4 protein-coding genes are annotated in these 12,892 nt (G+C 43.1%); 2 read left to right on the top strand and 2 right to left on the bottom strand.

The features are described from left to right. Positions 1 to 162 precede the first annotated feature (162 nt). Positions 163 to 1,440 carry an ATP-binding protein gene (locus BSEL_RS03235; RefSeq protein ID WP_013171574.1) on the top strand — a complete coding sequence of 426 codons (1,278 nt, stop codon included), beginning with the start codon at positions 163 to 165 and terminating at the stop codon, positions 1,438 to 1,440. After that, entirely contained in the window at positions 1,441 to 2,343 is a 903-nt protein-coding gene (locus tag BSEL_RS03230; RefSeq protein WP_013171573.1) for a response regulator, read from the top strand. Positions 2,344 to 2,376: 33 nt separating this feature from the next. Here BSEL_RS03230 and BSEL_RS03225 read toward each other — a convergent pair whose 3' ends face one another. Both BSEL_RS03225 and BSEL_RS17675 read right to left on the bottom strand, forming a co-directional pair. Continuing rightward, positions 2,377 to 2,970 carry a class D sortase gene (locus BSEL_RS03225; RefSeq protein WP_013171572.1) on the bottom strand — a complete coding sequence of 198 codons (594 nt, stop codon included), beginning with the start codon at positions 2,968 to 2,970 and terminating at the stop codon, positions 2,377 to 2,379. A gap of 8 nt (positions 2,971 to 2,978) precedes the next feature. After that, entirely contained in the window at positions 2,979 to 12,800 is a 9,822-nt protein-coding gene (locus tag BSEL_RS17675; RefSeq protein WP_013171571.1) for a Cna B-type domain-containing protein, read from the bottom strand. Positions 12,801 to 12,892 lie beyond the last annotated feature (92 nt).

Below are 12,892 nucleotides of genomic sequence, written 5' to 3'. Positions count from 1 at the left end.
TGTCCTTTCTTTTGATACTTCTATTATGCCCGGCGCCTACGAAATCCTACAGTATTCTACAGAAAAAAAGAAAACTGTCATGGATTCGACATAATCTTGCTCATCACTTCACGAGTGCATTGGTAAAATGAAAGTCAAGAGGAATGAAATGAAGGTGATCAAATGAAGGACAAACAAAATCCGTTAATTTATCTTTTTCTGATCTTGCTCATGATCATTTCTGATGGATTTCACTTGATTGAAATGGAACATTCATTCTTCATTACACTGAGCGTACCCGTTTTTCTGTTATTCTTATTATATTTTAAATCCATGTCTCCGATATTCTCCGGTGTGGCGGTTGGTTTAACACTTGTACTCTCAAGAACCGGTTTTTCTGTTATTGAGGGTCAACCGTTGGTTGAGTCGCTTTTATTACACGCACCCGTAGCTGTCTATTTCACGATATTCGGTCTTTTGTTTTGGCTGTTTTATCTGGACAGATTTTACAGCAGCCCGGTTTATATCGGTTTGTATGCCGTAATTCTCGATACCGCTTCATCCTTCTCCGAACTGGCGATTCGAAACGCACTTAGTCTGACTGATGCTTCCTTTCACGTTATGGGTACCGTTCTCTTACTTGCAATTTTAAGAAATTTTTTTGTGATGGGATTTTTTATGCTTATTCTGTACAGCCAACAACAGACAAAGGCTGAGGAAGAGAAAAAACAGAGTGATCATATCTTTCTATTGCTCTCAGATCTTTATGCCGAAAGTGTGCAGCTCCGAAACTCGATTAAACGGGCTGAGGATATCACCGGCGACCTGTATTTTTTGTCAAAAACGTTAAAGAAAGAAGACAAGCTCGATCTTTCTAAACGTATACTTGATATGGCAGGAAAGGTCCATGATTTCAAAAAAGACCATCAGCGTATATTTGCATCTTTGGACCAGATCATCAAAGACCAGAAAAAAAATGAGTACATGAATATATGCGAACTGCTTGAAATCGTCATTAAATCCAATAAAGCCTATGCGAGCTTCCTTCAGAAGTCCATCGTTTTTTCAGTCAGTGTTGACAATAAAAAAGACATTGTGAATTCATTTGTCCTTCTTTCCGTGTTGAATAACCTGATCAGTAATGCCATCGAATCAATTTCTGACACAGGAATTATCGATATCACCATAAACAATCCTGTTTCAAATTCATCTCTTCATATTCTAATTACAGATAACGGCCCCGGCATCCCCGAAGAGGAACAACAACTCATCTTCTCCCCAGGCTTCACGACCAAATTTAATGATCAGGGTTGGCCTTCTAACGGGATTGGGCTATCTTATATTCAACAATCTCTGAATAAACTGAAAGGTTCCATATCTTTAGTAGAATCCATTCCAAATAAACAAACCTGCTTTTCTGTCCACATGCCGCGAAGTCTTTCAACAGAAGGAGAGGTATAAATGAACTATTTCATTGTCGACGATGATCCTGCCGTAAGAGGCATGTTAAAGCATCTGATTGAGACTGAACTCGGACCGGTGACCGGAGAAGCTGAAGATGGCTTGCAACTCACAGAAGAACAGCTTCAATCGCATGAAACAGACATCCTCATTATTGATCTCTTAATGCCGGGAGAAGATGGTATTGAGACATTGAACCGGATTCGAGATACATTTTCCGGGAAAGCCGTGATGCTTTCACAAATTGAGACAAAAGAAATTATTGCAGACGCATACGAAAGCGGCGTAGAAGCCTACATTACGAAACCTGTTAACAAAAAAGAGGTATTATCTGTCCTAAGTAAAGTGGCAAAATCTTTGACAATGGAACGTTCCATGGAACAAATCAAAAACAGTCTGAATAATATTGCCGGTAATGCACTGACACCTCCGCAACAAAGCACCCGAAATCATAAGAACATATCAGAGGTCTGCATAAAAGAGACATTAACTGATTTGGGTATTTGCTATGAAAAGGGAGCTGAAGATTTGACTACAATCATGCACGCACTGGAACATGAAAAAGGCATTAATGATTTGTCACTCCGCTCATTATGGGAGCTCAGGCACACATACTCCGGTTTCACGCCAACACCAAAAGATCTTAAGGCGACGGAGCAGCGTGTACGAAGAGCGATCTTTCAGTCTTTTTATCACATTTCATCTTTAGGAGCGATGGACACCACCCATCCCGTTTTCGAACACTATGCCACGAGATATTTTGAATTTGAGCAAGTTCAGCTCCGGATTTTCTCCATGAATAACCATGAAAACAAAGAAGACACAAATAACTATCGCATGCATATCAAACGCTTCATAATGGCTCTCTATGATGACTGCAGACAAAAAAGTACCGCTCGCTGACTTTGCGAGCGGTACTTTTGTCTGCATCTTTCATCAGTCCTCAAAGGACTCGTGATGACTGAGGGACGCCTGAATGATGTAACGATCTGGCGCTGCACCGAGAAGATGGAACGGATAACACGTGGAGAGTGTCAACGTCGCCTCTTCCTTCTCGACAACAACAGACTGATCATCAGCGGAGGTGATCCAGATGTCATCAATGGTGTATGTGTAGGTGATCCCGTCGAACAGTACGATCATCTCATCGCCAATTTCCAGATCACCCAGTTCCCTGAATACCGTGTCACGGTGTCCGCTCAGGAGCGTATGCCCCATTTCATCCGGTGTCGTCGTCCACTGACTTTCATGCATGCCAACACCTCTGTCTAGGGCATCGTCCTCAGTCCCCCAATAGGTCAGATATTCTTTATTCAATGCAGGAATGCGGAGAAGGGCGACTTCGTCGCCTTTCTCCATGTCTTCCATCTCGATATTTACAGGATCTGAGAGTGCGCGTTCAGGATGCTCATTTATCGCATACACACCTCCCATCGCCGTTTGGTGGGACATATAAAAATATGCGATAAAACCGATACCGGTCAGGATCAAAAAGCTGGACAGAAATTGAATCTTCAGTTCCTTCTTCATGTTCATGATCACTCAGACTTTCGGTTTTTTCTTCTTCCTGCAATTAAGGTCCCGACTCCGGCAAGTACAAGCATTAAACCTGCAAACAGATAAAGATACATATTTGTTGCTGTAGATGGCAGTGTGCCGCCATCCTTATCACTTGATGATTCCGATTCACTTTCATCCGGTTCATCTGTTTCTTTTTCTCCCGGCGGTTGGTACGTGTTGATAATATCGAAGCCAACTATCTCAGCCTGATATCCCGGTACATCACCTTCTTCGACAGAGTACACATAAGCTTTTCCGTTCGAATCAAAAGCCGGAAGATTATTAAACATGAATGTCCAATCTTCTGACGAACCGACTTCGACTTCATCAATTTGCTGTCCGTTTTGCAATAGCAGAACATCGATCGTCTCTGGCCGTTGATTTTCTGAATCATTCACCCAGGTTTTCGTGCCTGATACTGTTTTATCACCTACACGTAGGTTCGTAATGTTAAATCCATCGATCGTCGTCTCGTAACCGTCGACCGACTCTTCTTCAATGCTGTACGAGATTGCCTGTCCCTGTTCATCATAAGATTCGAGATCTTCAAAGACGTATACCCACTCGTCTTCTTCTTTTATCTCGACAGTCTCCATTGCTTGCCCGTTTGCAAACAGAGTCACTGTGATTTCTTCTGGTCGATCTTCACTGTGATCATCGAGCCAGCCCTTCGTCACTTCAATATCCCGCTGTTCGCTTCTCGTATTGGTCAGGTCAAAACCGTCAACCGTAACCGCATAACCCGGGACATCCTGTTCAGTGACCGCATATTCATAGGCTTCACCGTTCTCATCAAACTCCGGCAAATCAGTAAATGCATAGCTCCAATCATCTTCTGAAGTTACTTCCATTGTCTCGATGACAGCCTGGTTTTGAAGAAGATTCAGACGAATCGCTTCCGGACGGTCTGATTCATTGTCGTCCTGCCAGGTTTTCGTCCCTTCAACCGTGACTTCACCTGTGCGGAGATTCGTGACTGTAAAGAGATTTTCGTCATCCAATGTAATATCTTTCAGTTCGTATCCCTCAAGAATTTCACGCTCCTCGACACTGTATACGTATTCAACACCGTCTTCATCAAACCGGTCAAGATTTTCAAACGTATGATACCAACTGTTATAAGATCCATCGAGAACAATGGAATCCAACGGTTCATTCAGGTTATCATTACGGTACAAATCAACGGTGATTGTTTCTGGTCTGGCACTCGTGTCCTCGCCATCTAGCCATACTTTTGTAACATCAAGATCTATTTCCTCATATCTCGTATTTGTTACTACATAACCGTTCTCAACTTGCACAACAATATTATCTGAATAGCCCTCAACCGGAACTTCCCGAACCTGATATTCATAAGGTTGTCCTCTATCATCAAATAATGGCAAGTCAGAGAACTCATAAGTCCATTCTCCATTTGCGTCAAGTATCGCGTTTTGATAAGACGTTTCCTCATCATCGCTTCTAAACAATTGAACTGTAATAGAATCCGGTCTTGCATCTGTTGCATCCTCGTCATCCAGCCAAACTTTTTCAACTGGAATTTGTGTGATACCACTGCGCACATTCGTTATTTCAAATCCATTAATTACAGTTGTATAACCGTCAACCGCAGATTCATCCACTGTATATTCAATCATTTTTCCTTGACCGTCATACTTATCAAGGTCCGTGAATGAATACGTCCAATCAGTGGCTTCTGTTACCTCAACCGTTTCATATAAGGAACCGTTTTGATACAGATGCACTTCAATTACATCAGGCCTCATTTCTGAGCTCTGTTCGTCCAGCCAAACTTTCGCGCCTTCGACTTCTGTCTCGCCAACACGTAGGTTCGTAATGTTAAATCCATCGATCGTCGTCTCATACCCATCAACCGACTCTTCTTCAATGCTGTACGAGATTGCCTGTCCCTGTTCATCATAAGACTCAAGATCATCAAAGACGTATACCCACTCGTCCTCTTCTTTTATCTCGACAGTCTCCATTGCTTGCCCGTTTGCAAACAGAGTCACTGTGATTTCTTCTGGTCGATCTTCACTGTGATCATCGAGCCAGCCCTTCGTCACTTCAATATCCCGCTGTTCGCTTCTCGTATTGGTCAGGTCAAAACCGTCAACCGTAACCGCATAACCCGGGACATCCTGTTCAGTGACCGCATATTCATAGGCTTCACCGTTCTCATCAAACTCCGGCAAATCAGTAAATGCATAGCTCCAATCATCTTCTGAAGTTACTTCCATTGTCTCGATGACAGCCTGGTTTTGAAGAAGATTCAGACGAATCGCTTCCGGACGGTCTGATTCATTGTCGTCCTGCCAGGTTTTCGTCCCTTCAACCGTGACTTCACCTGTGCGGAGATTCGTAACTGTGTAACCGTCTTCTGCACTGCCGGAGATTTCGGCAAGTGTATAAGCATCTGTTACATCACGTTCCTCAACAGTATACTCATAGAGATCTCCTTCAGGAGTATATTTCGAAAGGCCTTCGAAAACCGCCTGCCACTGTGTACTCTCGTCAATTACATTTGTGTCATAGACATTTCCATCACGGATTAAATCAATTATGACTGAATCCGGGCGATCCTCTGTCTCTTCTGTATCAAGCCAAATTTTCTCAACAGCTACTTCCGTCTGAAGAGTATTCGTGATCACAAATCCCTCATCCGGATTACCTGAGAGCGGTTCGGTGTTGTAATTTTCTACTGGCTCTTCTTCTACAACATAATTATAGGCCACACCCTGATCATCGAACTGATCCAAATCTTCGAATGTATGTGACCATAAACCACCGTCATTCTCGATCGTTGCAGAAGCATACGGCGTATCGCTATCGTCACTTCTGTATAAGAATACTGTAATATCATCAGGACGATTAGCGGTGGACGACTGATCATTCCACTCTTTCATTACATCAATACTGATTGTTCCCTGCCTCAGATTGGTCAGTTCAAATCCCGACTCAACTGCGTTTGTAGATACCTCATAGCCGGATACCGGTGTTTCAACAATCTCATAGCTGTATGCAACACCATTTTGATCGAACTTCTCCATATCAGTGAATGTATGTTGCCAATCGTCGCTATTACGAATCACTTTCGTATCTACAGCTTTGTCCGGATCGTCACTTCTGAAAAGTTCCACGACTATGAAATCCGGTCTTTCGCCCGTTGCATTCTGGTCATCGAGCCATGTTTTGTTCACGTCAATGTCCATGGTCTCAGAGCGAAGATTGGTAATGTTAAATCCATCAATTTGCGTTTCGTATCCTTCAATCGCATCTTCTTCAACGCTGTATGAAATCGCCTGCCCCTGGCCATCAAATGCGTCGAGATCCTCAAACACATGAACCCATCCATCTTCATCCGTCATATTGACCGTTTCAACAGGAGATCCATTTCCCAGAAGTGTAATTGTGATCTCATCCGGACGTTCCGGATTATTATCATCCAGCCAACCTTTCGTCACTTCGATATCCCTTAACTCTGAACGTGTATTTGTCAAATCAAATCCATCAATGCTCACGGCGTAACCCGGTACGTCATGTTCTGAGAGCGTATACGTATACGTTGCACCATTTTCATCGAACTCTGGCAGATCAGTGAAGCTGTATTGCCAATTTTCATTTTCAGTTACCGTAACAGAATCCACTACCGTTTGATTTCTGAGCAGGTTTACCGTCACTTCATCGGGACGATCTGCTTCGTCATCGTCCTGCCAGGATTTCACACCTTCAACTGCCACTTTACCCGTTCTGGTGTTGATAATCGTCACTTCTCCATCTTCATCAGTTACAGAGGAAGAATAGCCAGGAACCGGAACTTCGACAATCTCGTAATCATACTCTTTTCCTTGCTCATCAAACTCCGGAAGTCCAGTGAATTCTCCTTCCCAGTGTCCTTCACTGTCCGGGCTGATAACCAATCTGTCAAATGCATCATTCAGATATTCAGCATCATTATAGAGCTTCTGATAAACATCGACGACGATCGTAGATGGTCTTTCTGCCGATCCGTCAGTATCAAGCCACTCTTTGATCACCGGAATATCCACTTCCCCGGTAAGCCTGTTGACAATTTCAAAACCACTGTCCTGATTTCCACTCACTTCCACCAGTTCATAGCGGCCATCTTCCGTCGTCTCTTCTACGGCATAATTGTATAGCGCACCGGATGCATCATAAACCGGCAAATCAGGAAATTGTGTAGTCCACTGGGGTCCTGTGAGCTCTTCAGTTTCTCCAATAGGTTCACCGTTTTGATAAAGCTGAACTTCAATACGGTCAGGCCGTTCGTTCAATCTGTTTTGATCGTCCAACCATATTTTTTCGATATCAATGCTTCGGGTTTCAACATTTGTAATGGTAAATCCTTCAGTCTGATTTCCATCGATTGAACCCTGCAGCTGATAATTTTGTCCCGGATGCAGCTCAGCGACTGTATAAGAATAGAATTCGCCATTTTCATCAACGGCATCCAAGTTTTCAAACGTGTGCTGCCAGTCGTTCGCAGACGTCAGGTCTATCGTGTTTCCTGTTGTTTCACCGTCTTGAAGCAGTTCAACAGAAACAAGATCAGGACGATTTTCATTTGCATTGTCACCATCATTCCACTGCTTTTCGACATCAACAGTTATCAGTTCATAATTTAATACCTCAATATCAATCTGTGCTTCATCATGCGGAAAATCAATCTCGAACCCGATATCACCCCAGTGTGGCTGATAACCAGCTAGAGGGTTCACTTCCTCAAAGACATAACTTCCCGGCCTCAGGTCCTCTACAATGATTTCACCGTTACTGTCAGTTGTATGACTGGTTTCACTGTATGTTCCACCGTTAACCAAGTCGACAGCACGTAAAGTAAATTCAACATTTTCCAGTCTTTCATTGGATTCGCCGTCAACTTTGACAACTCTGACCGAACCCTTAATGATATCATTCCGAACATCACCGATCTCGAGTTCGATCGTTTCCGTCACAGTTTCATCCACTTTCAACACATCGGAAATAAAGCCGCCATCCTGAATCTCATAACCATCAGGAGCAGTTACTTCCCTTATTTGATAATCACCCGCCGGCAAACCGGTAATACTGATCTTTCCTTCAGCATCGGTTACCAGTTCGTCGAAGCCGTCAATGACATTTTCATCATCATCTTCAAGAGCGAATACCGCCCCTCCGAGAGATGTTCCAGTTTCCGAATCAACTTTCGTCAATGTAATGTTCGCAAATGGGTCATTATCGACAGTCACACCAACCGTCCGTTCATTATGAACATCTCCAAGTGTAACGGTAACCTCTATTGGCGTATCGTCTGCGATATACCCTTCAGGAGACTCGGTCTCTCTGAGTTCGTAAGTCCCCGGTTTCAAATCTTCAAAACGCAGTATTCCATTTTCATCTGTTTCACGAGTTAGCGCAGAGAAAGGAGTTGAAGAATCATAATAATCCCCTTCTGAATAGGTTAATTCAAACTCTGCACCCGGTAACATCTGACCATTGATTGAATCTTGCTTCGTTACTTCAATGGCAGTCGTTTTTACATTGTTTTCGAACGGGTCCGAACTGATTTCGATTGGATCCGCCTGGCTTCGTTCAATCTCAAACTCGATCGGATCCTGCCCGGATAGTTCAAAACCAGAAGGGGCTGATACTTCTTCGATTGTATATGAGCCCGGGCGTAAGTCACCTGTATCAATTCGACCGTCCGCATCAGAGGTTACTGTTCGCGAAAAATTAATTTCCGGATCTTGATCGATATTGACGATACGGAATGTTGCTCCTTCAAGACGGTTATCGCCTGACACTCTGTCTGCATCAATTTTTCCCATAAATCCACTGCCAGGAATCAGCTCATTCTCTACGGTGATCGCATCTGCATCAATATCCAATATGATGTGGTCTTCCTTAATGGTAAAGTGATATTCGGTGTCATTATCCTGATAATGCTCTCTCGCCTCTGACTCCTTGAAATAATAGTCTCCAGGGGCCAGATCCTCTATATAAATAACACCGTTACTGTCTGTATCATAGTCTCCGTCGATTTGGTTGTCGTCATTGTCAAACAGACGGAATGTAACGCCCTCAAGGGTCTCTCCTGTCGTACCGTCAATCTTCGTCAAGCGAACATCACGTTTGATTTCATAATTCTGAACGGTCACATCCGCCTCTCCTACTGTTCCGCTGTCCGCATTCACCTCAACGGTTTGAGGATTATCGGCATTCGGGTCGAGAGCATAATCATCCGGAGGTGATACTTCTTCAAGTTGATACTCCCCGTACAGCAGATTGACAAAGCGTAATGCACCATTTTCATCCGTTGTCCCGGTGCGTATGAGGACTTCGCCAGTCTCATCATAAAGATGAAATACAGCTCCTTCAAGAGACTTATCATTATCTTCGGCATCGATTTTCCCGATTTGAAGGGCACCCACCTCACCAGTGATAGAACCGCTGATGTTATTAAAACTGATTGTTTGATTAACCGTTGATCCACCCTCGTCTTCGGCAACTTGTTCACCGCTGATGGAGAGGTCGTTGGCGATATTGCCATCTCCCTCATAAAGGATATACGTGTCATATTCAAGGACATATGCACGGTCGATTGTACTTTTATCATTGATAAAAGTAATTGTATACGATTCCTGGCCATCTTCATCTTCAGTGAACGTAATTGTATAATCATTGCCTTCCGTCAAAGTGGCGTTTTCATCTTTTAGAATATTCGACTCCGTCGCCGTCGTTTCATAAATCCTCAGCGTATCTTGCAAAATTGTCTGATTGATACTAGGTGTATCCTCGATGACCAGATTCTCAATTTCCGACTGACTGAAATTCACATTGACGGTCCAATTGACAATCCTGCCGTTCTCAGCACTCTGTCGGCCCTGCTTCGTTGAAAATTCACCACCGAATCGTGGACTGACCGATGCTTCAAGATTTGCCTCTTCACGATTGTCGCTTTCAACTGTGGCCGTGTTTTCGTATTTCTCTTCTACAGATTGGCCTTCGAAATCAGTTGTAAATACAATGACATATCCTTCACTGATGTTTCCAAAACTGACATTGAATCCTACCGGATCAGTTTCGGGTGTGATTGTAAAATCATCAGAATCAGTAACGTCCTCACCCAATTCAAAATCATCGGCTCCAGGAGTCATATTCATTTCATAAATCGCAACATTTTCAATGTCGAAATTCTGGTTTCCTGATATGGGATCATTCACGATCACATTTTCCAGATTTTCTTCGTTATAATTCACACCAATCGTCCAGGTAATTTCTTTATCCGCCACATTGTAGCTGCCGAATTTGAACCCGTTATTCCTCGTAAATTCATCAGGATTGAATATTGCACTACCTGACTTACTCACGCTGTTCTCTTCCCCTTCAGGAATCCATTTGACTGAGGCGCTATTCGAGTAGCCACTCAGAATTTTTCCGTCGGCATCTCTTTCAACCAAATTGTAATCAATATCTGTCGTATACGAAATTGTCACCCGTTCAGTGATGTTATCGTTGAATGTAACCTTTACTTCACTGTTTTCAGCATTGTATGCAACCTCATAATCGCCGGAATATCCACTGATAGAAAGGGAATCCTGATCAAAGGTAAAGCCATCCGGCAGTGTATCCACAAAGACTGTATTCTGCATCAGCTGTTCATCACGATTGATTGTGACAGACCAGTCGGTGGTTTTCTCCTGATAATCTGCGTCTGTATTGTTTTTTATCAAAATACCCTGACCGATGGATTGGCTGCCTTCTGACGTGTTGTCAAATTCATCGGAAATTTCATTTGTAACATTTGCGTCTTCATCAACCCGGTCGATTGTATTAGTCTGGTATCTGATTTTAAATGCATCCGTAATATCTTCATCAAATTCAAGCACATATCCGTTTTCCGTAACAGTAAGCGAGTAATCTGTGTAGGGTTCCTGACCCGTTTCTTCACCCGTATCCGGATCAATGGATACGAGGAATACTTCAAAAGAGTCTTCGTTTAAGGTCTGGTTCGCATCACCAAACACATCGGTCAATTTCGCTTCTGCCTGGGAAATTTCTTTTTCGTCATAGTTATATTTCACTTCCCAGTCGATGGTCTGATTGACATCGTCATATCCGGTGGCCTCTTTGGCAAGTGGCACACCTCTTGTTACAGCTACCGTCGCATCTGTGTTCAGTTCCAAATCGTCTCCTATTAACGTGGCGCCATTTTTATATTCTTCACCAACGCGGTCGTTGATCTCCGTTTGATACACAAGCCGGTAGGCTGAATCAATCGTACCCATGGCTAAATCAAACTCGTCATCACTAAGGCTTAACGTGAATCCATTATCTAGCAGACTTTCCGTAACATCAATCAATGGTTCATTAAATGATCCATCCGCATTCATATCTAGTTCATAGATTTCAAAAGAATCCTCAATAAACGAGTGATCGCCCTGAGTTAGCTTATCTGTTAACTGTGCGTTTTCGATCGTTTGCAGGTTTTTGTTGACGTCCACCGTCCAAGTAATGAATTCTGTATTGTATCCGCGATTCCCGATCGCTTGTTTATCCAGACCGTTTTCATCTGGAATAAATGAAATTGGGAATTCAAGGGATTCATCGTCTCCAAAAGGAATAACTATTTTGTCTCCCTCTGCCGGGCCATCATAGGCATCATCAAAATCGGCCTGCAAAGTAATATTTCCTGTGACATTCGACGCCTGTTCAATCTCATCATTAAAAACAATAATAATATCGTTACCGTCCGCGTAAAATGTCCCAAAAACAGTCCCGTCTGCCCGCGTTAAATCAATAGCTCCTGATTCAGGTATTTGAGGGATCGTAAACATATCGGGAACTGGAATGGTATAGCTTGCACCATCAGTATAGCCATGACCATCCATGAGTTCAAAATCATAGGACAGCTCCAATGATGTATTACTGAACGGAGGCTCGATCTCCAAAGCTGTTCCGTCTTCGAGAGTAACTCCATCTTTTTTAACTGTAACATTGGTTATGATGTTTTCAGTAATGACATTGCCATTGCTCATCATTGAAAATTCTGAATCAGAAGTATTCAGGGATTCGCTCTCTTTTTCTTCGTCGCTTTCTTTCCGATCTTCATACCCTTCATCTTTATCCATTTCTTCTTTGTTTACTTCCCCTGTCTCTGCATCTTCTTCACCTTCAAGAGAAGTGTACACAGCGCTGAACGAGAAGCTGCCCTCGAATACATGTACCTCTTCTTCCTCCGATCCTGCATTTTCTGTCTCCGTCACTTGCTTTTCGTCTTTAATAGATTCCTCATTGTTCTCTTCTGAATCCGTCATTTGATCTTCAGACGAGATCTCAGCGTTTTCGGAAGGATCGCTTTTCTCTTCTGTGAGATTCAAAGTCGCTTTTTCAGCCTTATCTGACGGCTGTGACCTAAACAAAACAGTCACAAGCCCTTCTTCTGTTACTTGATATGTACCGACTGTCACAGATTCACCTTCACCGTCCTCTGCAATGAGATCGCCGGTCGATTCTTCAACCTCGACTTCTTCCGGAAGCTGAAGAGACTCTTCATAGGATTCATGCACATCAACTTCTTCAGTCGTCCAGTCAACAGTCACGGTGACTGCTTCTGATTTGCCCGGTTCCGGTGACTCTCCCTCTTCGTTTAAAATATGAACATCGTTAAATACACTCGCCACATCCTCCTTGTCCGACTGATCCGCAGATACACCTCCTGCAAGAAACAGACTGCTCGTAACAGTTTGAAACAACAACACAAATGTCAATAACACTAATACGGCTTTGTTCTTCATCATTTCCCTCTCCTTTTTCAGTTATCATTTTCTTAAACGGATGAAGCGTATCTTAAACTGTGCTATGTTGAATGCACAGGCTCTTTCCTGAATGT

This window comes from [Bacillus] selenitireducens MLS10 (assembly GCF_000093085.1).
GTDB classification, from domain to species: Bacteria; Bacillota; Bacilli; order Bacillales; family Salisediminibacteriaceae; genus Salisediminibacterium; species Salisediminibacterium selenitireducens.
The sequence above is the reverse complement of the archived record's forward strand: the minus strand, read 5'-3'. Positions and strand labels throughout refer to the sequence as shown.

What these genes read in the sequence shown, in the direction of transcription:
- BSEL_RS03235 (WP_013171574.1), top strand. Translation starts at nt 163, where the DNA reads ATGAAGGACAAACAAAATCCGTTAATTTATCTTTTTCTGATCTTGCTC.
- BSEL_RS03230 (WP_013171573.1), top strand. Translation starts at nt 1,441, where the DNA reads ATGAACTATTTCATTGTCGACGATGATCCTGCCGTAAGAGGCATGTTA.
- BSEL_RS03225 (WP_013171572.1), bottom strand. Translation starts at nt 2,970, where the DNA reads ATGAAGAAGGAACTGAAGATTCAATTTCTGTCCAGCTTTTTGATCCTG.
- BSEL_RS17675 (WP_013171571.1), bottom strand. Translation starts at nt 12,800, where the DNA reads ATGATGAAGAACAAAGCCGTATTAGTGTTATTGACATTTGTGTTGTTG.